The 20,221-nt window shown below is 64.1% G+C and carries 15 protein-coding genes; 6 read left to right on the forward strand and 9 right to left on the reverse strand.

The features are described 5' to 3' along the window. The first annotated feature begins 594 nt into the window (after positions 1-594). Positions 595-1,329, forward strand: coding sequence for an AAA family ATPase (locus OKW45_RS10695; protein ID WP_429467900.1), 735 nt, complete (start codon positions 595-597; stop codon positions 1,327-1,329). A gap of 242 nt (positions 1,330-1,571) precedes the next feature. On the opposite strand, the gene OKW45_RS10700 is transcribed toward OKW45_RS10695, so the two are convergent. After that, positions 1,572-2,054 carry a cupin domain-containing protein gene (locus OKW45_RS10700; RefSeq protein WP_018423524.1) on the reverse strand — a complete coding sequence of 161 codons (483 nt, stop codon included), beginning with the start codon at positions 2,052-2,054 and terminating at the stop codon, positions 1,572-1,574. Between the two features lie 305 nt (positions 2,055-2,359). Between OKW45_RS10700 and OKW45_RS10705 the strand changes: the two genes are divergently transcribed. Then, entirely contained in the window at positions 2,360-3,073 is a 714-nt protein-coding gene (locus tag OKW45_RS10705) for a DUF4396 domain-containing protein (protein WP_018423525.1), read from the forward strand. Positions 3,074-3,165: 92 nt separating this feature from the next. Here the strand turns inward: OKW45_RS10705 and OKW45_RS10710 are convergent, their stop codons facing one another. From OKW45_RS10710 to OKW45_RS10725, 4 genes are all read right to left on the reverse strand, one after another. After that, positions 3,166-3,423 (reverse strand): hypothetical protein, encoded by a 258-nt coding sequence (locus OKW45_RS10710; protein ID WP_429467901.1) that lies wholly within the window; start codon positions 3,421-3,423, stop codon positions 3,166-3,168. Positions 3,424-3,470: 47 nt separating this feature from the next. Continuing rightward, on the reverse strand, positions 3,471-4,361 hold the full coding sequence (locus OKW45_RS10715) for a transglutaminase family protein (protein ID WP_429467903.1): 891 nt from the start codon (positions 4,359-4,361) through the stop codon (positions 3,471-3,473). Beyond that, a complete protein-coding gene (locus OKW45_RS10720; RefSeq protein ID WP_429467905.1) occupies positions 4,358-6,949 on the reverse strand; it encodes a circularly permuted type 2 ATP-grasp protein in 2,592 nt (863 codons plus the stop codon). The genes OKW45_RS10715 and OKW45_RS10720 overlap by 4 nt, the downstream gene beginning before the upstream one ends. Positions 6,950-7,017: 68 nt before the next feature. Next, positions 7,018-10,503, reverse strand: coding sequence for a transglutaminase family protein (locus OKW45_RS10725; protein WP_429467907.1), 3,486 nt, complete (start codon positions 10,501-10,503; stop codon positions 7,018-7,020). 322 nt (positions 10,504-10,825) lie between these two features. Here OKW45_RS10725 and OKW45_RS10730 point away from each other — a divergent pair, with 322 nt between their 5' ends. Next, the gene (locus OKW45_RS10730) at positions 10,826-11,926 is read left to right on the forward strand and encodes a zinc-binding metallopeptidase family protein (RefSeq protein WP_018423530.1); all 1,101 of its coding nucleotides are present in this window, start codon (positions 10,826-10,828) and stop codon (positions 11,924-11,926) included. 116 nt (positions 11,927-12,042) lie between these two features. On the opposite strand, the gene OKW45_RS10735 is transcribed toward OKW45_RS10730, so the two are convergent. The 3 genes from OKW45_RS10735 to OKW45_RS10745 all read right to left on the reverse strand — a co-directional run bounded on the left by OKW45_RS10735 (position 12,043) and on the right by OKW45_RS10745 (position 14,758). Then, complete coding sequence (locus OKW45_RS10735) at positions 12,043-13,332, reverse strand: DUF3443 domain-containing protein (RefSeq protein ID WP_429469337.1); 1,290 nt, start codon at positions 13,330-13,332, stop codon at positions 12,043-12,045. 32 nt (positions 13,333-13,364) lie between these two features. Next, positions 13,365-13,814, reverse strand: coding sequence for a DUF2844 domain-containing protein (locus tag OKW45_RS10740; RefSeq protein WP_429469340.1), 450 nt, complete (start codon positions 13,812-13,814; stop codon positions 13,365-13,367). A 518-nt stretch (positions 13,815-14,332) separates the two neighbouring features. Continuing rightward, on the reverse strand, positions 14,333-14,758 hold the full coding sequence (locus OKW45_RS10745; protein WP_018423533.1) for a phasin family protein: 426 nt from the start codon (positions 14,756-14,758) through the stop codon (positions 14,333-14,335). A 360-nt stretch (positions 14,759-15,118) separates the two neighbouring features. On the opposite strand from OKW45_RS10745, the gene OKW45_RS10750 reads away from it, so the two are divergent. Together OKW45_RS10750 and OKW45_RS10755 are read left to right on the forward strand one after the other, a co-directional pair. Next, complete coding sequence (locus tag OKW45_RS10750) at positions 15,119-15,574, forward strand: hypothetical protein (RefSeq protein WP_429467910.1); 456 nt, start codon at positions 15,119-15,121, stop codon at positions 15,572-15,574. Positions 15,575-16,221: 647 nt separating this feature from the next. Then, a complete protein-coding gene (locus OKW45_RS10755; RefSeq protein WP_429467913.1) occupies positions 16,222-17,013 on the forward strand; it encodes a DUF4410 domain-containing protein in 792 nt (263 codons plus the stop codon). A 106-nt stretch (positions 17,014-17,119) separates the two neighbouring features. Here the strand turns inward: OKW45_RS10755 and OKW45_RS10760 are convergent, their stop codons facing one another. Then, positions 17,120-17,554 carry a response regulator gene (locus OKW45_RS10760; protein ID WP_429467914.1) on the reverse strand — a complete coding sequence of 145 codons (435 nt, stop codon included), beginning with the start codon at positions 17,552-17,554 and terminating at the stop codon, positions 17,120-17,122. A gap of 316 nt (positions 17,555-17,870) precedes the next feature. Here OKW45_RS10760 and OKW45_RS10765 point away from each other — a divergent pair, with 316 nt between their 5' ends. Beyond that, positions 17,871-20,081 (forward strand): TonB-dependent receptor, encoded by a 2,211-nt coding sequence (locus tag OKW45_RS10765; protein ID WP_429467915.1) that lies wholly within the window; start codon positions 17,871-17,873, stop codon positions 20,079-20,081. The last annotated feature ends 140 nt before the right edge of the window (positions 20,082-20,221 follow it).

Raw genomic sequence — 20,221 nt, forward strand, 5'->3', positions numbered from 1 at the left:
TGGTCTTGACGTGGAGTCAGCGGACGATGCGCCGTCTGGAGCGTGCAGAAAGTAGGCGTTCGTATCGACCGCCGGCTGATTGTTCGCCGGAGTCGCTGTGCAGCCGGTAGCGAGAACGACGAGAACTGCTGCCAAGCAACGGGACTTCATGAGCGGGCCAACTCCGGCGACGTTTTCTACATTATGGCTGAACTCACTTGGATACCGGCAACGAACTGAACCCGCCATCGCAAATTCAACACCGTTACACCCCGTGCCGTCCGATGTGCGGCCGCCGACGACGATCGTCCCAGGGAGCTACACAATAGACCGAACCGCCTGAGTGCGCGACTTTCGCCGCCTTGATGTAATCACCCGGTGGGAGCAGCAATCGCAGGGCTTATCTGGACCGCGGAGCCACAGCGAAGGAACGTGATGGCCGGATTGCCGGCGCGAATTCGCTAGACCGACGCGGATGTCGCCGGCCGGCCCAAAAGCGGTCCACCAGATCCTGCGCGAGGATCGCCGACAATCGCGCCGGGAGCCTGGGTTGCGGACGCATTTCGACAACAACTGTCTATGAGACAATCGAATTCTCCTTCGATTGGCGTCGCCATGGCTCTCGAACCCAAACCCTACCTGCAACAAGTGTCTTTGCGCGATGACCTCGAATTTGATTTCGAGGCTTTTCCTTTATCGCTCCCGGCTGTCCGTGAATTGGGTACTTTAGAGTTTCATCCCGACGTTACATTTTTCGTCGGGGAAAACGGGTCTGGCAAATCCACCGTTGTTGAAGCAATTGCTGTGGCACTTGGATTCGGACCTGAGGGCGGAACAAAGAGCGTTCAATTTCGTACTGCCGATACGGTTTCTTCTCTTCATGCGATGCTTAGATTAATAAAGAGTTTCCGCAAGCCGTCCGATTCATACTTTCTACGGGCCGAAAGCTTTTACAACGTTGCAACTTATATGGATGAGGTGGATTACCTCAAAGGCTATGGAGGTCGGTCGCTTCATAAAGTCTCACACGGCGAATCGTTTATGGCCACAATTTCGAATAAGCTTCGCGGAAATGGTTTATATATTATGGATGAGCCAGAATCCGCTCTCTCTCCAACTCGCCAGCTAGCGGCGTTGTCCGCCATTCATAAGCTTGTTCAGGATGAATCGCAATTCATTATTGCAACACACTCGCCCATTCTTCTTGCTTATCCGCGGGCAAAAATCTATCAATTTGATTCATCCGGGATCTACGAAATAGATTACGAAGATACCGAGCATTACGCGATCACACGCGATTTTTTGAATCATTACTCCAAGCGCCTTGGTGACTTGCTCGAGGATCACTAAATCGGTCTCGCTTCGCATCGTCGGGCAGCGCTAACCGGTTGTCGATATCCGGTGCAGAGTCGGGACGATAGCTGCTTCAATCACCGCTCCCGGAAAAAATGGAGGTCTCTTCCGGGGCCATGAGCGTCATTCGCCCGCACCGTTGCGCGGACGTTCAGATGTCGGATCCACCCAGCGAGCGGCCATTCAATTCGCGAGGACGAATTGTGCTTCATCGGCCATTGCGGTCATCCGCGTAAGCCTCAGTCCGGCATCCCGTTATGGTCGCCGAGTGGTCTAGCGGGCCAGTCCACCCAGCGGTCCGCGCGGGTAAGTTCGTGCGCTTCGTTGAGCGGGTAACGAATACGGTTGTCGTCGCGCGGACGTTCGCCGATCACCATCAGCCTGACTTCGTCCTTCGTATTGTTGATGAAGGTGTGGCAGATTCCGGTGCCTGCCGGAAATGCGACGGAATCGCCTTCAGCAATGGGATGCAGCACGCCGTCGATCCAGACATCGGGCTTGCCCTCGAGCACGTACACAAACTCCTGCTCGGTACTTTCTGCATGCGGATATGACGTCCGCCGGCCTGGCAGAAGCCTCACATGATGAATGCCAATACGCGTAATGCCGAGTGCGGCGGAAAGCGGCGCGTCTAACGCCATTGGCTCGGTATCGGCGGGATAGGAATGCGCATCCGGTTCTTCGAGTTCAGTCCAGTGTTTGATGAAATCTGGTCGGCTCATCGGTTGTTCTCCTTTAGGGCGAACATTGATAATAGCGGTTTTGGAATGGACGTTAGCCGTGACTCGCGGCCAATCTCGGCCATGGCCACTTCGGCCGATGACCCGCCGAGCGACTGGCAGGAGTGAATGGCCGCTGTAGTTGGAAGCTGCCGAATATGTGCTGCTGGGTCCACCGTCGGCTCAGGGTCCCATGACCCGACATTGGCTCCGTTGCATTGACTGACCGAAGCGCCTCCAACACCGGTCACCGGATGGGAACGCGGCTTGCTTTCGGCGCGACATCAAGGCCGCCAGCACGAACAGCGATGACCTACGGAACCTTCCCCTCTTGGCTGCACACTCTTTCAGTTGCGTGGATCGTTTTGGGCGCGATCTGTGCCGTCGCCCTCGTGGTCGACGAAGTTGGACACCCGCAGAAGATGTGGATCATGAATCTCGTGTGGCCGCTCACGGCACTGTTCGGTACCGTCATCTGGGTTGCTGCCTACTACGCGTGGGGGCGCAACGCTCCGGACGCCGGGAAGAAGAAAGAGGCGCAGCCGTTCGCAGCGATGGTAATGAAAGGAACCAGTCACTGCGGTGCCGGCTGTACGCTTGGCGACATCATCGTCGAATGGTCAGCTTTCGCCTTTCCCGCCTTGGCGGTCTGGTTCGGGTGGCACACGGTGTTTAACGAAAAAACGTTTGCCGTTTGGATCCCAGACTTTATCGTCGCCTTTCTGATCGGCATCGTGTTTCAGTACTTCACGATCAAACCGATGCGCGGGCTGTCAGTTGGCGCGGGTGTGCTGGCGGCCGCAAAAGCCGATATCGCCTCGATTACGGCGTGGCAGGTCGGCATGTATGGACTCATGGCCGTCATCCAGTTTCTCTGGTTCAAACCGGCTTACGGCGGTATCGCGAAAGTCGCGAGCCCGGAGTTCTGGTTCGCCATGCAGCTCGCCATGCTCGCAGGATTCGCCACCAGCTACCCCGTCAATTGGTGGCTGATCCGTTCAGGGGTGAAGGAGAAGATGTGAATCCGCAGTGCTCCAGGCTGTCGTCCTGTTCAACAACTGCTATCGCGATATCGCGCAGCGAAACGCGGTGACAATGATGGGAATTCTGCAAGTCACGCGGTAAAGCGCTGGAATTGTTCGCGCTTTCCCCGTGCCGAGAATTCCTGATGCAGATAGCCATTACGAAGCCCATGAGAGTACTTGCCACACCGATGCGCGAGCGCGGCAAAGACCGGCACAAATGCGATATCGAAGCCTGAATTGCGCGAGCAGGGCAATAATGGTAGTTGATCGATCAGCGTTCCGGGCCACAGACAGTCAACGCGATTCGGCTTATTCGCGTTCTGTTCGACAATGAGTTGCGGGGCCAATAGTCGGCCGATCTCCGTCCAATACCGGCACCGAACCGCGCCCGCAATCACAACTCCAGCACCGTCACCCCGACTTCCATCCGATGCGCGCCGCCGCCAAGAATCGTCCCGCGAAGCAGTGACACGTCGCTGTAATCGCGCCCGATCGCGAGCGTCACATGATCGAGATCGGCGAGCACGTCATTGGTCGGATCGAGATCGATCCAGCCGCTGGCCGGACAATGCACCGATACCCAGGCGTGCGAAGCATCCGCGCCAATCAGGCGCGGGTGTCCCGGCGGCGGATCGTTGCGCAGATAGCCGCTGACGTAGCGGGCGGGCAAACCAAGCGAGCGCAGACAGCCGATCATCACCTGCGCGAAATCCTGACACACGCCGCTCTTCAGCTCAAACGCGCGTTCGGCCGGCGTATCGAACAGCGTCGCCGACGGCTTGTACGCGAAGTCCTCGTGAATCCGATGCATCAGATCGATCGCGCCCGCGACGAGCGGCCGGCCGGGCGCGAAGCTCGGCAACGCATACGCGCGCAGCGACGGCCGTAGCGCAATATTCGGCGAAGCGAAGCAGTACTCCGCCTCGGCACGGAACGCGCCGCCCACGCGAAACCGCAGCGCCTCGGCCACCTTCTCCCAGGGCGGGGTGGCCTCGGCGTCGAGGTTGGTCCAGCGCGGGGTCAGCGCGACCGTGGTTTCGCTGACGAGTTGCAGACGCTCGTGCGGTGTATCGAGCGCGAAGTACAGCACGTCGTTGCCGAATGCGTCGATACGGCTATGCCGATACGACGGCTGCGGCTCGATCCGCTCGCTACGTGAGATCACACGCTGCCACGGACTCGCGAGCGGCCGGATCGTCGCCAGATGCTGCGCGGTTTCGACATACGTCGAGTAATGATAGGTAGTGCGATGCGAAACGGAAAGCACCGTCGGCGCGTGCTTCATACCCACACCTGCGAGGCAACCGTGGTCGCGTGACTGAAATAGCGCGCGCTGATCTCATGCGCGGCCGCGTTGGCGAAGCTGCCGATCTGATCGCACAGCGCAATCAGCTTGCCATACGAGCCCTGTTCGTCGACCTCGCACAGCGATTCGAGCGACGGCAGCGATTCGACGGGCGGCAGCAGCTCCGCGAACGGCCGATGCCGCACGCTGCCCGCCGCGATGGCGATCTCGTCGAGCTTGTTGCGCAGGCGCTCGTACACGCCATAAATGCCGCGCGGATTATGCGGTTCGATCACGAGCAGATCGAGCAGCGCCGGTACTTCGAAACGCCCCGGATACAGCGAGCGATACGTGAGCGTGCTGTCGAACATTTGCAGCAGCAGGTCGAAGCCGGCCGGCGTCGCGAGCTGGCCGTTCGCGGCGACGTCGCGCATGAACGCGGCCATCGTCGCGACGCGTTCGATATGACGCCCGACGAACAGCAGCCGCCACGCCTCATCGCGCGTCATGCGGTCGCCCTGCGCGCCGCTGATCGCCGATAGCTGCACCGACAGATGCTCGAGCGCATTCGCCAGCGTCACGCGGTCGTAGCGATCGAACGCATTGCCGCTGCTCGTGGCACCCGCGCCGCCGTTGCCCGCGCCCACGGCTGGCGGCAGCGCCTGCAACGCGTCCTGAAAGTCGTTGCGCGCCGCGAGGATCATGCGCCAATGATCATTCGACAAGCGCCCGCGCACCTCGCCGTTCGCGCGCGCCTGGCAATTGAGGTTCTGGCTGATGCTGACACTGCCCGCGCTCTCGCCGAGATTCGCGACGAGCGCGCGCTCGAACGTCTGCGGCGACGGCAGCCCGTGCGGCGACGCGAGGTCGCCAGGCTGCACGAGGCCGCACCATGTCGCGAGTTCGACCAGCGTCGCGAACATCGCGTCGTCGTCGTTGCCTTCGAGCGAGCCGAGAATCAGCCGCAGCAGACGCACGTTGTTTTCCGCGCGCTCGCCGTAGCGGCCCGCCCAGAACAGGTTCTCCGCGGCACGGCTCGATACCGTCCGATGCTTGCGCGTGAGATCGGCGGGCTGCATCGGCGAAGGCAGCAGCGTGAACGTCGAGCTCGGCTGGCTCGACAGCACCCAGGTATCGACGCTGCTGCCGCCGTGCTGCATCGATACCGTGGTCTGACGCTCCGCGGCCATGCGCGTAAAACCGCCCGGCATCACGTGCCAGCCGCCGTTGACGTCGGCGATCGCATAGACGCGCAGCACCGACGGCCTTCCGCCGATCGTGCCCTCCTCGAAGCGCGGCGTGCAGGAAAAGCGCTGCTCCTGCTGGATCGTGAACGCGTCGGGTAACGCGTCGATGCGCTCGCGCCATGCCGCGAGCGGCTGCCTGCCCCCTTCGATGCCGGGCGGCGCGTCGCGTCCCGTGAGCGGCCAGGTCGGTACGATGAACGCGTTGTCGAGACGCGCGAACGCATGCTCGCGCGCGGCCCGTTCGCCGCACCACCAGGTCGGCACGCCGGGCAACAGCAGCTCTTCGCCGAGCAACGCTTCGGCGATACGCGGCATGAAACCGTGCAACGCCGGCGACTCGGCGAACCCCGAGCCCGGCACGTTCGACACGATCACATTGCCCGCGCGCATCACCTGCAACAGCCCCGGCACGCCGATCGTCGAATCGGCTCGCAGTTCGATCGGGTCGCAGAATGCGTCGTCGAGACGGCGCAGCACGACGTGCACGCGTTCAAGGCCGGCCAGGGTCTTCAGATAGAGCCGGTCGCCGCGCACGGTCAGATCCTTGCCTTCGACCAGCGTGACGCCGAGATAGCGCGCCAGAAACACGTGCTCGAAATAGGTTTCGCTGTATGGTCCGGGCGTGAGCAGCGCGATATGCGGTGACGCGTCGGCGCTTTCCCCGTTGCGCATCGTCGCTTGCGCGGCCTGCACGAGCGTCGCGATCAGTTGTGAATAGAGCGGCGCGAGCCGGCTCACGCGCAGCGAGCGGAACGGCTCCGCGAGGAGCGTCGACACGATCAGGCGGTTTTCAAGCGCGTAGCCGAGACCAGACGGCGCCTCGGTGCGATGCGCGATCACGCTCCACTCGCCGCCCGGCGTGCGCGCGAGATCGAGCGCGACGACCTGCAGATACTGACCGCCCGGCGGCGTGAAGCCCTTCACCGAACGCAGATAGCCCGGATGGCCGAACACCAGCGCGGGCGGCAGTTGGCCATGTTCGAGCAGCGTCCGCGGTCCGTAGATGTCGGCAACGATCGCATTGAGCAGATGCGCGCGCTGCGCGACGCCGCGCTCGAGGTGCGCCCACTCGGCCTCGCTGATCAGGAAGGGCAGGAGGTCGAGCGCCCATGGCCGTGACTTGCCATTGTCCGCGTAGACGTTGTAGCTGATGTCGTTGTCGCGGATCTGCCGTGCGATCGACGCGTGATGGTCCGCGAGCCGCGCCACGCCTTCTTCGTCGAGCAGCGCGAAGAACTGCCGCCACGGCTCGCGCAGCGCGCCCGACGCGTCGCGCAGCTCGTCCCAATGTCCGTCATGACCCGGCAGCAATCGCAACAGGGACGAAGCGTCCGCCGGCATGGCGGACGCTTCGAAGGGCAAAGTCGATTGAAAGGCCAAGGTCGTTTGCTGTCAGTGATGCGTGTTTTTCAACTGTGGCGCAGATCGAGCGTGAACGGAAACTCGCGGCTGCGCTGCGGTCTGCCCACGACGAGCGGCCCGGGCGTATGACCCGACGCGAAGAAGCGCGCGCGTCGCCGGCTTTCCGCCTCGTAGGCGTTGACCGGGAAGGTCTGATAGGTGCGCCCGCCCGGATGAGCGACATGATACTGGCATCCGCCGAGCGAGCGGCCGCTCCATGTGTCGACGAGGTCGAACGTGAGCGGCGCGTGTACGCCGATCGTCGGATGCAGCGCCGAGGGCTGCGACCACGCGCGAAAACGCACGCCGGCCACGTACTCGCTGACGCGGCCGGTCGGCTGCAAAGGCAGCGGCACGCCGTTGACGCTGAGCACGTGACGATTGCCGTTCAACCCGAGCGCGCGCACCTCGAGCCGTTCGACCGACGAATCGACATAGCGCACCGTGCCGCCGGTGGCGCCCTCCTCGCCCATCACGTGCCATGGTTCGAGCGCATTGCGGATCGTCAGGTCGATGGCGCTCAGCGCCATCTCGCCGACGAGCGGGAAGCGGAATTCGAAGTGCGGCGCGAACCACGCGCTATCGAAGGCGAAGCCGGCTTCGCCGAGCTCGGCGAGCACGTCGTCGAAATCCATCTTCACGAAGGTGCCGAGCAGGAAGCGATCGTGCAACTCGGTGCCCCAGCGGGTGAGCCGCTGCGTATACGGCATGCGCCAGAATCGCGCGACCAGTGCGCGCAGCAGCAGTTGCTGCACGAGACTCATGCGCGCGTGCGGCGGCATCTCGAAGCCGCGCAGCTCCAGCAGGCCGAGGCGGCCGGTCGGGCCGTCGGGCGAATACAGCTTGTCGATGCAGAACTCGGCGCGGTGCGTGTTGCCGGTCACGTCGATCAGGATGTTGCGCAGCGCGCGGTCGATCATCCACGGCGGCAGGTTGCCGCTGTCGCGGCCGCCGAGCAGATCGACCTGGCGTTGCAGTTCGGAGAACGCGATCTCGAGTTCGTAGACCTGATCGTTGCGCGCTTCGTCGACGCGCGGTGCCTGGCTCGTCGGTCCGATGAACAGCCCCGAGAACAGATACGACAGTGACGGATGGTTGTGCCAGTACGCGATCAGGCTCGCGAGCAGATCGGGCCGGCGCAGGAACGGGCTGTCGGCCGGCGTCGCGCCGCCGAGCACGAAGTGATTCCCGCCGCCGGTGCCAGTGTGGCGCCCGTCGAGCATGAACTTCTCGCTGCTCAGATAGCTGTGCGCGGCCGACTGATAAAGGAACTCGGTGTGATCGACGAGTTCGTCCCAGTTCGCGGCCGGATGAATGTTGACTTCGATCACGCCAGGGTCCGGTGTCAACTGCAGCACTTTCAGACGCGGATCGCGCGGCGGCGGATAGCCTTCGAGCACGATCTGCATCTTCAGTTCGTCGGCCGTCGCTTCGACTGCGGCGAGCAGGTCGAGATAATCGTCGAGCTCGGTCAGCGGCGGCATGAATACGTGCAGCAGCGTACGGCCGCTGCCGAACGAATCGGCTTCGGCTTCCGGGCCGGCCGCGCGTTTCGGGTCGCGCGCCTCGACGCACACCGCGGTGCGCAGCGTCTCCGGCGACGACTGACCGCGCTCCGGCAGTGACGCGTCGCCGCGCTGCGGCGCATACGCGAGCACGCCGCCGTGCGGCATGCCGCTCAGCAGATCGGCCGCCGATAACGACAGCGCAGCCGCATGCGGTGCGCTGGTCTCTTCATCGGCGATCTGCGCGCCCTCGCGCCCGCCTGCGTACTGCACGCGCAACTGCGCGGCCGTGCGCAGCGGCTCGGACGGCGCGAACGGATCGTGCGCGTGCTGATACGGATAGTCGGTCTTCGACACCCACGGCAGCGATTCGAGCGGCAGCCGGTAGCCCATCGGCGAATCGCCGGGAATCAGATACATGCGGTCGTCGCGGAAGAACCAGCGGCCCGTGATCCATGTCGGCGTGATGCCCGGCGCGCCGCGCTCGCGGCCGAGCGGCAGCACGTAGCCTGACGGACTCGCGAGCCCCGCGTCGAACACGCGCCGCAGTCGCACGCGTTCGAGCTCGTCGTCCAGACGCGCGTCGAACGGATCGACGTTGACCGGCAGGCGACGCTCGCGCCACAGGTAGTACCAGGTGTCTTCGTAGCCGGGCTGGATGCAGTCCGCGTCGAGCGACAGCTTCGCGGCCAGATGCGCGATGAAACGTTGCGCGTCGCCGGCCGTGTAGCGGCCCGGCTCGCGTTCGTCGGCGAACAGCGCCGGGTTGTGCCAGCACGGCTCGCCGTCGGCGCGCCAGTACAGCGACATCGCCCAGCGCGGCAGTTGCTCGCCCGGATACCACTTGCCCTGACCGATATGCAGGAAGCCGTTCGCGCCGTAGCGTTCGCGCAGCCGGTCCATCAGCGCGACCGCATAGCCGCGCTTGGTGGGCCCCAGCGCGTCGGTGTTCCATTCGGCGGCGTCGCGATCGCGCACCGACACGAAGGTCGGCTCGCCGCCCATGGTCAGTCGCACGTCCATGTCGGCGAGTTCGTGGTCGACCTGCGCGCCCATGTTCAGCACGTCGTGCCACGCGGCTTCGCTATACGGTTTCGTGACGCGCGGTGACTCCAGCACGCGTTCGATCGACATCGTGTGCTCGAACTCGACCTCGGATTCGTCGACCGCGCCCGAGATCGGCGCCGCACTGCCCGGCTCCGGCGTGCACGCGACCGGAATATGCCCTTCGCCCGCGAGCAGCCCAGACGTCGGGTCGAGTCCGATCCAGCCCGCACCGGGCAGATAGACCTCGCACCACGCATGCAGGTCGGTGAAGTCGACTTCGGTGCCGCTCGGACCGTCGATCGATCTGACGTCGGGCGCGAGCTGCAGCAGATAGCCGGACACGAAGCGCGCCGCGAAGCCGAGCTGCCGCAGCGTCTCGACGAGCAGCCAGCCCGAATCGCGGCACGAGCCCGATGCGTTGGTGAGCGTTTCCTCGGGCGTCTGCACGCCCGGCTCCATCCGGATCAGGTAGCGGATCCCGTGTTGCAGCCGCTGGTTCAGCGCGACGAGAAAGTTCGCGGTGCCGGCCGGCGTGCGGTCGATGCTCGCGACGAACTCGGCGAAGCGCGGCGTCATCGGCCGCTTAACGCAATAGGGCGCGAGTTCGGCCGCCAGCTCCGGCGCGTAGTCGAATGGAAATTGCTCGGCCGACGGTTCTAGAAAGAAGTCGAACGGGTTGTAGACGGCCATTTCGGCGACCAGATCGACGCTCACCTTGAACTCACGCGTCCGCTCGGGAAACACGAGCCGCGCCTGATAGTTGGCGAACGCGTCCTGCTGCCAGTTGATGAAGTGACTCGCGGGTTCGACGCGCATCGAGTACGACAGGATCGGCGTACGACAATGCGGCGCGGGCCGCAGCCGCACGACCTGAGGTGACAGCGTGACCAGCCTGTCGTAGCGGTAATGAGTAACGTGATGCAACGCGACGCGTATGGACACTCCGGACTCCTCGACGAAGGGGCAGCCCGCCAAAAAAGCAAGCTCTATGCCGTTGCTGGACAAACCCGTATAAATCGTTTGGTGTTGTGTGAACTGCGTTTGCGTTGCGCACCTCGCGCCCTGCCGCGGGCTCGCGTCGGACCGTGCACCAAAGCGGCGCAGCGCCGATGCACGATCATGACCATACTGTGCGTTAAAGCGGTGACCTCTGGCAATCGCGGCATGAAGATTGCGACCGGCTTTCGTCCGCTGTCGCGTTGACGATGCCGCCATCATGGCTCATCACCGCAAACGACATAGCACCGATCACAGGGCCCGCCCGATGAAAACCTTCCATTGCAATCGCTGCGCGCAACTCGTGTTCTACGAGAACGTCCGCTGCGAGCGCTGCGGGTCGCTGCTCGGCTATCTGCCTGAACTGCGGGAAATCAGCGCGTTCGAGGACGCCGGCGACGGCCGCTGGCGCAGCCTGCATCCCGAGGCGAATGGCGCGCTGTTCCGACAATGCCACAACTACGCGGTCGAAAACGTCTGCAACTGGATGATCCAGGCCGACTCACCCGACACGCTGTGCCACGCCTGCCAGTTGACCCGCACGATTCCGAACCTGAGCGAACCGGAAAACCGGCTCTACTGGTACCGGCTCGAAGTCGCGAAGCGCCGTCTGCTGTACACGCTGGGCGAGCTTGGCCTCGACGTGCGATCGCGCGACGCGGACCCCGGGCGCGGTCTCGCCTTCGAATTTCTCGCCGACGGCGGCGACGGCAAGCACGTGATGACCGGTCACGACAACGGGCTGATCACGCTGAACATCGCCGAGGCCGACGACGCGCATCGCGAGAACGTGCGCAGCGCGATGGGCGAGCCGTACCGCACGCTGCTCGGCCACTTCCGCCACGAAACGGGCCACTACTTTTTCAGCCGCCTGATCGAAAACGAGCCGCGCTGGCTCGAACCGTTTCGCATGCTATTCGGCGACGAGCAGGCCGACTACGGCGAAGCGCTGAACGCCTATTATCGCGACGGCGCGCCAGCCGACTGGCAGGCGTCGTACATCAGCGCCTACGCGACGATGCATCCGTGGGAAGACTGGGCGGAGACATGGGCGCACTATCTGCTGATCGTCGATGTGCTCGACACGTCGACGTCGTACGGACTCGCGCTGCTGCCCGACGATCCGAGCGAGCCGACGCTGACCGACCGCACGCCGGTCGAGGACGCGAGCTTCAGCAATCTGATGAAGCGCTGGTTTCCGCTGACGTATGCGCTGAACAGTCTGAATCGCAGTCTCGGCCTGCCCGACGGCTATCCGTTCACGCTCGCCGCGCCGGTGGTCGACAAGCTGCGCTTTGTGCATCGCGTGATCGCGGCCGCGGGTGACAAGCGCGACAAGCGGGGCATCCGCGAGCCAACAAGCGCATAAAAGCCCGCCGCCGGACCAGCCGGCAACGGGCGCTTGTGACGCTCATCATCGAGCCGCGAGCAACCGGCTACACGCGCTCGGTTCGCCACTTCAGTACGCCACTTCAGTACGCGACTTCAGTACGCCACATAAGGCCCCTTCCCATCCGGCGTCGACTGCTGCTCGATCGCCGCATAGACATTGCGACCATAGAAGAACGGCAGCCCCCAGTCGAACACCGTCGACGTGACGAATGCCGGGCCCGCGAGCAGCGGCAATGCCGAGTCGCCGCTATAAGTCTGCGCGATCGACATCGCATTGCCGACGTTGAACGTCACCGCGCTCGTCGTGCCATTCACGCCTTCGATCATCGCGCTCAACTGCTGCGTCGAGCTCGGGCAGTAATAAGCGCTGTTCGGGCTCGCGCAGGCCGGCATCAAGGTGGTCTGGAAGAAGAGTCCCGTCGAGCCGCTGTCCATAATGCTGCGCGTATACGTAGCGCCGTTCTGCACCGTCGTGAACGTGCCGTTCGACGGGCTCACACCGATCACCTGCGCCCCGCCGAGCGCATTGTTGCTCTGCGTGCCGATGCCGAACACGAGTTGCCCCGACACCGATGGCGCGCCGCCCGACACGGTAGGCAGACTGAGCATCGAGCCGTTGTTGTCGGTCGCGAAGTACGGCACCGGATTGGCGACCTGGTACGTCTCCGCGAGCGGTATCGACGTGCAGCTGGTGCCGCCGCAACCATAGTAGGTCGCGGGGATCGCCAGCTGCACGCAGTTCGCGCCGCAGTCGTGCTTGAACACGCCGATGCCGAGAATTCCGTTCGCCTGCAAGGCGGCCGGCGTATTGCGTGCCGCGCCGACGGCCGCGCAATCGCCCGGCAGCGACGCGTAGGCCGGATCGATCACCTGGATCGGCAACGCAGCGGCTTTCTCGCCGGCGATCTGCACATCGGCGAGCTTCACCGCGCCCCACGTGTAGCCGTCGAAGAACTGCATGCATTCGGCAACCAGGTTGCCGGAGCCGTCCTTCTGCTGCGGCAGGCTCATCGACGCGGGCAATTGCGACGCGAACACGCGCACGCCCCACGAGCCGGTATCGACGAGCACGTGATCGATCGTCTGGCAGTTGCTGGTGCCGGGCGCGCAGATCGTGATGCTGACGAACGGCATGTTCGGCACGTTGCTGACGCCCGAGTCGACCGTCACGCGCACCGCGTTGGCGGCCAGCACCTGCGGCGACGGCGACGTGTTGGTCACGGTCGAACCCGACGAGCTGGTCGAGCTGCCCGAACCGTTCGAGTTGCTTGAGGTGCTCGAATTGGCCGTGGTGCTCGCGCTGCCGCCTCCGCCGCCTCCGCCGCCGCACGCGCTCAACAGCAGCGCCAGAACCACGATGGGCGCCGCGCCCAGCAGAGTCATCCACGAAGACCTGGATCGCATGATTCGCTCCGTTATTGAATAACGCTGACGTCGACGCCCGCGGGCACCGCCTGCGGCAGATAGGCGTAGCCGGTGAACGCGCGCAGATGGCCGCTCGAGAACACCACGAGATCACTGTTCGAGACCGCGAGCGGCGCGCCGCGCCGCGCCGCGCTGGCGGCGACGTAGGCATCGAAGGAGGCGCCGAGCATCGCCTTCAGATCGGGCAGCGTCGGGCCATCCCACGCGACGCCGAACACGATGCCGTTGGCCGCCACGTATTCGCGCACCTGGGTGCCGGACGGCAGCGTCAGCGCATGCACCGAATACGCGCCCTGTGCGCTGGCCGCGCGAGCAAGCGCATGCAGGCGCGTCTGATCGCCGTCGATGGTGCTGGCGTTCTGGCCGAGCGTCGCGTACGCGCTGAACGGCAACGCGCAGCTTGCCCCTAGCATTGCGCAGGCAATGCGGGTAAGAAGCATCGGTTTCAAGAGATTCCTTCGAGGTGAAACGCCGCGACCTGCATGTAGCCGATCACAAACGCGAGACTAGGGGCGCACACCTGACCGGCTAAGCCGGTTGCCTTCACGCCGGTTGGGCTGCGTGAATGCGTCTACGGAAAGGCGAGGCGAAACTTTAGTCAGGGGAATGGCGCGCGGCAATCGTTTGCGGCGCGATTGAAACCGTTCGGAGTTCCTGAATCGTTCGACCAGGTTTGATCAGCGTGGGCAAAGCCTTTTGGCGTCAATGCCTTGACGCTTATTCGCTTTCCGTCTGACATTTAGAACTGATCGACTGGGGAAATTGCGGCCGTCACGCGTAAAAGTTGCGAACGTGAGCAGCGCTTGCTCATCGATGTAAGCGTCTGCCGAATAATGAGTGGGCGGAGTCCGCATTCCTCTGACTACATGAGGCTTGCGACACGAATCCCGACGAGCAAAAAAAACGGAGGGCCTGGCGGCCCTCCGCGTCATAGATCGTCCGGAACTCGCGGCGTGCGCTACGTCTTCTGTTGCTGAAGAAGCGACTTCAACTCCTGCACGTTCTCCTCCACGCGTTTCGCGATCACCCCATACGACTCCGCCTGCGTCTGATACGCGGCTTGTGCGAGTTGTTGCATGTCGGCGAGCGATTTGTGCAGGCTCTGCTGGATCAGCTCCGCGGTTTTGCTCGACGGCGCGGTGCCGGCCGCCGTGAGTTGCGCAGTCAGCGCCTGTAGCTCGCCCAGCGTGGTGCGCAGCATGTCGGCCTGTTTCTGCGCGAGCGACTGCATCCCCTGGAATGCTGTCTGATTCGCCTGAACCAGCGCTTCCATGTCCTTTCGGCGCGCTTCCATGATGGCGGGCACGTCGAATCCGGGGAGCTTGAACTGCTCCAGCATTTTGGTCAGATCGCCAAACGGATTGGCTGCATCGGGTCGGTCCATGCGAAATCCTCCTTGCGGTTGAAGATTCATCGCCTCTGCGCCGCCCGCACCAGGCGCGACGCCGATGCCGGCGGCTGCGTGTGCCGCGCGCACCGCCACAGCAAGATGCTTTTGGGGTCGCACGGCACATCGGAGCAATCATGCGCTATCCGGCTGGGTTGCGCCAGCGGACTCACCCTGGCGAAAACCGGTTCGCGGCAATTTGCGTCGCTTCGAGGTCCGCGCCGCTAAGCCGCGCGCCGCGAAAGGCTCGGAAAGTTACTGAATGGCTTTCGTAACCCGACGAATCAGCGGGTCGACTATCGTTGCGAGGAGCCGGTCCATCGTGGCGCCGGCGCTGTTTTCGATGGGAGCGACGTCATGAGAAAAGCATTCTTCAGCGCGGCCGTCGCCGCGGTTCTTGGCATCATCGCGACGGCCGCGCTCGCCGACGACGGCATGCCGCCGCCCCCGCCCGCCGCCATGCACGACGGCGGCCCGCGCGGCGACGGACCGCCGGGGCATGGTCCGATGATGGGTCACCCGGGCCCAGCTTTCGCGGTGATCAATGATCTCGAACAACTGCGCCGTCTGTATGCGCTAAACGGTCATGAAGGCGAGATCGTCGCCGTCTACCACGACGTGCTGAACAAGACCCAGGACCCGATGCTGCGTCACTACGTGTACGACTCGCTCGCGCGCGAGCAGCTGAAGCCCGCCGATCCCGAGCAGGCGATCGCGACGCTACGCACGAGTCTCGCCGAAGATCTCGTGGCGGCGAACAAGGCGCCGCATGGCACGCCGCCGCCGGGTCAGCCAGCGGCGCAACCGCAATAAATTCTCATCGCGAATTGCGAATAAAGCGCCGCGCCACGTGGCGCTTTTTCTTTGCGCCGGAGCATGCGAGCGCGATCGAGCGACCGCGCCATCGCCGCATCTCGCCGATAGGTGGAAGAGTTTCCCGCAGCCCCGCCCCGCTCGGCTTTCCGGGACTACGTTGCCTGTCCCACATTGGCGCTTCTCTGACGCTTTTCATCTCCCGTCAGGTGATTACGATAGGAGCTCCGCAACGTCAGGGCAGGGTGAAGGAATGCGCTATCCGCTGGACATGGCCATTGCCGCCGCCCTGCTAGTGTTCGTCCTGTGTTGCATCGTCAAGCTCGCTTTGAGCTGATCGGCGGCTCGACGTCCGCGCGCTCTTCTTCGTCTCGCTCCCCTGCCGTTTCGCGTCGCGCTTCGGCGCGCGCGCCCGCGCTTCGCGCCTTCGTTTCGCCGTGACATCGCTCGAAATAATTGTCGAATGGAGTTCGGCGAGGCGCTCACCCATACTTCGTTCGCTGCCGGTGCGTGACGAATCACAGACGCATGAGATCGAAAGGCTTCACGTGCGAATCCCTTCGCCGATGATCGACGATCCCACGGTTGCCCGATCATCGGCGATGGACTCGAACAGACTGGCACCGCGTGCCGACCACAGGATCATCATGTTGACTTCAGTGAACTTCATCAAAAAGAACGCCGCCCGTTTCACCTGCATGGCACTCGTGTGCAGCGGCGCGCTGCTGAGCGGCTGCGCCGGCGCCAGCGTCACGAATCTGAGCGCGACGAGCACGTCCGCGACGGCCGACGCAGGCACACAATCGACGATGCATCCGGACACCATCTACGTCTACACGTTCGATGCCGATCCGCAGCAGGTCAAGCTCGACAACGGCGGCATGCTGCAGAAACTGAAGATGCAGATGTCAGGCTCGTCGGACGCGCAGAAGCAGGTTGCCGATGCCGCCCAGGTGCGCGAGCAGGTCGCCGACGAGATCGTCCATCAGCTGCAGGCGATGGGTCTGCACGCGGTGCGCACCGACGCGCCTGTGCCCGCCGGCCAGAACGTTCTGCTCGTGCAAGGCAGCTTCGAGACGATCGACGCCGGCAGTCGCCGCCGCCGCACGCTGATCGGCTTGGGCGCGGGCAAGAGCGAGGTGAGCACCACGGTGCGGATCGTCTACCAGCCCGCGGGCGGCACGCCGCGTGTCGTGCAGAGCTTCACGGCCAACGCGGACAGCGGCAAGATGCCCGGCATGGTCGAAACCGCCGGAGTTGGCGCGGCGGCCGGCACCGTCGCGACCGCGGCAGCGGCCGGCGCGGGCCTGCACGGCGTGACCGAAACGAAGCGTGCGGGTGTGTCGGCCGATGCAAAGCGCCTCGCCGATGCAGTCGCGAAACAGATCGCGCAGTTCGGCGTGCAAGCCGGCTGGATGCAGACCGCGCGAAAGAGCTGAGCGGTTGAGCCCGGCGGGTTCCGCGTCCGACTAAAGAGCGCGGTTGAAAAGCGCGGCGGTGTGGAGCGATGTCCACGCCGCCGCGTTTTTGTCGACGCGCGCCCCGTCACCAGCCGCGCCACAACCCTCGCAGCAGTGCGAGCAGCGCGGCCGGCGCCGTGCCCTTCTGGCAATAACCGTCGAAGTTGTGGCGCTCGCGGCCGGTTTGCCTCACGTGGTCCTCGTCTAGCGACGTGAACGCGACGATGCCGAGGCTGTGCGTCGGCAGATAGCGGCGCAGCGCGCTTGCCGTTTCGTAGCCGTCGCGCTCCGGCATCATGATGTCGAGCACGACGACGTCGGGTACCCAGTTGCGCACGCAGTGCAGCGCCGCAGAGCAGCCGGTCGCGGCGCGCGCCTCGACTCCCTCGTAGGACAGCCAGGTGGCAAGCGCTTCGGCGGCGTTCTCGTTGTCGTCGATGACGAGCACACGCGGCACGTCGTGCAATAGCTGGACCTCTCGGGCGCTCCACCTCTGGCAGGAACTCGGATTTCGTGGCATGTATTGCGGCCTGCGATTAAACCTTGAGGCGGGTAGCAAGCGCTGTACCGCGGTTGCGGCGGCGTCAAAGCCGCGCGTCGCGGCGGGCTCGACGTCATCCAAATATCCACTTTTGCCATCAGTTCTGTAAATTGTTGCATTCCTACAATAGGAATGATTCCTATTTGCACTATAATTCCGCCGAACCTTTCGTTTCGCGCTCGGACTGCTTACATAAATGGCATCGTCCGCGCGTGCAATCAGGGAAAAAATGCCGCCCGGATTCCAACTAGCGCCCCGGGACGGAAGATCGACGACCACGCCTACTTTCCAATTCATGTCCGTTTCACGCTGGAATCGCCCGCAGGCCACGCCTGCTGAAGCCACTCTGCATCGCGCCACCATCCTCGCCGCCATCGCCGTCGCTTTCAGTGTCCCGGCCAGCGCGTTCGCTCAATCCACCGACTCCGCCCCCGCCGCCGACGGCACGCTGCCCGCCATCAAGGTTCAGGCGGCCGCCGCCGAAGAGTTGCCCGGCGACCTGTCGCCGACATACGCGGGCGGCCAGGTCGCGCGCGGCGCCGACTACGGCGTACTCGGCAAGCAGCGCAACATCGACATGCCGTTCAGCATGACGACCTACACGGCCAAGCTGATCAAGGATCAGCAGGCGCGCACGCTCGCCGACGTAGTCGAAAACGACCCGTCGGTGCGAACCGCGTACGGCTACGGCAACTTCTCGGAAGTGTTCGTGATTCGCGGCTTCCAGCTCAATGCCGACGACATCTCGATCAACGGTCTGTACGGCGTTACGCCGCGCCAGTTGGTCTCGACCGCGGCGGTCGAGCGGGTCGACGTGTTCAAGGGCGCCAACGCGTTCCTGAACGGTGCTTCGCCGACGGGCTCGGCGATCGGCGGCGGCGTGAACGTGCAGCTGAAGCGAGCGGAGGACACGCCCACCGCCAACGTGACACTCGCAACCAGCGGCTCCGGCGAGTTCGGCGCGCATGTGGACGTCGGCCGACGCTTCGGCAGCGAAGGCCAGTTCGGGATCCGCGTGAACCAGGCGAATCGCGACGGCGAGACGAGCATCGACGGCGAACACCGCCGCGACAACACCACGGCCGTCGCGCTCGACTGGCGCGGCGCCAAGCTGCGTCTGTCCGGCGACTTCCTGTATCAGCGCGAGCACGTCAGCGACGGCCGCCCGGTCGTCTACTTCACCGACGCGATTCCCGCCGTGCCGCCGGCAACGTACAACTACGCGCAGAACTGGTCGTACACGAATCTCGAAGACACCGTCGGCATCCTGAAGGCCGAATACGACTTCCTGCCGGGCTGGACCGCTTATGCGACCGGCGGTGTGCGCCGCACGGTCGAGCAAGGTGAGTACTACTCGCCGACCTATTCGTCGACCGGCGTCACCGGTGCCCGTCTCGGCGTGCCGTACAACCAGAATTCGACCTCCGCCGAAGTCGGCGTGCGCGGCCGCTTCGACACTGGCCCGGTGTCACACATGGTTGCGGCGGGCGGCGCCATCACGAGCGAGAACACCAACTCCGCGTGGACCTACGCCTTCATGGGTCCGGTCTCGCTCTACAACACGGTGCAGACGCCTTACCCGGCCACGACGATGTCAGGCGGCGACCTGGCCGATCCGGGCATGACGGCCACCACGGTGATCCGCAGCGTGTCCGCGTCCGACACGCTCGGCTTCCTGCATGACCGGGTGCTGTTCACGGTCGGCGCGCGTCGCCAGCAGATCGCGACGGCCAACTACGACAACACGGGCATCGGCAGCGGCAACTACAGCGACGGCATCACGACGCCGCTGTTCGGCCTCGTTCTGCGCCCGACGCAGAACGTGTCGATCTTCGCGAACCGCAGCGAAGCGCTGGCCGCGGGCAGCATCGCGCCGGCGGGCACGCTGAACTACGGTCAACAACTGGCGCCGGTCCGCACGAAGCAGTGGGAAGTGGGTGTCAAGTACGACACCGAAAGGCTCGGTGCGTCGTTTGCCGCTTTTCAGATCGAACAGCCGTCGGCATACACCGACCCCGCCACCCATATTTATGGCCTGAACGGTAACGAACGCCATCGCGGCCTTGAAGCAGAAGTGCACGGCGAGCCGCTCAAGGGCCTGCGTCTGCTGGCCGGCGCTTCGCTAATGAACGCGACGCTCGAGAACACACAAGGCGGAACCTACGACGGCAACCGTCCGGTGGGGGTGCCGACTTTCCTGTTCAATCTGGGCGCCGATTACGACATTCCGATGGTGCCGGGGCTCGCGGTCAACGCGCGCTGGATCCATACCGGCGCGCAGCAAGCGAACGCGGCCAACACGCTGTCGATCCCGTCGTGGAACCGCTTCGACCTTGGGGCGCGTTACGAGACCTCCATCTACGGCAAGAGGACGACGTTGCGTGCCACCGTGCAGAACGTGACGAACAAGGCGTACTGGTCAGCCGTGTCGGCCTACGGCGCGACGACGTACCTGACCCAGGGCGCACCGCGTACGTTCCTGTTGTCGGTCAGCACCGACTTCTGATTGTCTGACGTGACGTCGGTCGCCTGTGCCAGCGGCTTGCATGCATGACGAAAACGCTGCCAGGCTTTCGGGCTGGCAGCGTTTTAGCGTTTACGCGCGAACTGAACGGCGTGGCGCCGCCTCTCGTCACTCGACCGGCG

Origin of the sequence: Paraburkholderia lebeckiae, from assembly GCF_050436225.1 — a bacterium.
GTDB classification, from domain to species: Bacteria; Pseudomonadota; Gammaproteobacteria; order Burkholderiales; family Burkholderiaceae; genus Paraburkholderia; species Paraburkholderia tuberum.

Coding starts and splice junctions, on each gene's coding strand:
- OKW45_RS10695 (WP_429467900.1), top strand. CDS start 595: ATGGCTCTCGAACCCAAACCCTACCTGCAACAAGTGTCTTTGCGCGAT.
- OKW45_RS10700 (WP_018423524.1), bottom strand. CDS start 2,054: ATGAGCCGACCAGATTTCATCAAACACTGGACTGAACTCGAAGAACCG.
- OKW45_RS10705 (WP_018423525.1), top strand. CDS start 2,360: ATGACCTACGGAACCTTCCCCTCTTGGCTGCACACTCTTTCAGTTGCG.
- OKW45_RS10715 (WP_429467903.1), bottom strand. CDS start 4,361: ATGAAGCACGCGCCGACGGTGCTTTCCGTTTCGCATCGCACTACCTAT.
- OKW45_RS10720 (WP_429467905.1), bottom strand. CDS start 6,949: ATGCCGGCGGACGCTTCGTCCCTGTTGCGATTGCTGCCGGGTCATGAC.
- OKW45_RS10730 (WP_018423530.1), top strand. CDS start 10,826: ATGAAAACCTTCCATTGCAATCGCTGCGCGCAACTCGTGTTCTACGAG.
- OKW45_RS10735 (WP_429469337.1), bottom strand. CDS start 13,332: ATGACTCTGCTGGGCGCGGCGCCCATCGTGGTTCTGGCGCTGCTGTTG.
- OKW45_RS10740 (WP_429469340.1), bottom strand. CDS start 13,814: ATGCTTCTTACCCGCATTGCCTGCGCAATGCTAGGGGCAAGCTGCGCG.
- OKW45_RS10745 (WP_018423533.1), bottom strand. CDS start 14,758: ATGGACCGACCCGATGCAGCCAATCCGTTTGGCGATCTGACCAAAATG.
- OKW45_RS10750 (WP_429467910.1), top strand. CDS start 15,119: ATGAGAAAAGCATTCTTCAGCGCGGCCGTCGCCGCGGTTCTTGGCATC.
- OKW45_RS10755 (WP_429467913.1), top strand. CDS start 16,222: ATGTTGACTTCAGTGAACTTCATCAAAAAGAACGCCGCCCGTTTCACC.
- OKW45_RS10760 (WP_429467914.1), bottom strand. CDS start 17,554: ATGCCACGAAATCCGAGTTCCTGCCAGAGGTGGAGCGCCCGAGAGGTC.
- OKW45_RS10765 (WP_429467915.1), top strand. CDS start 17,871: ATGTCCGTTTCACGCTGGAATCGCCCGCAGGCCACGCCTGCTGAAGCC.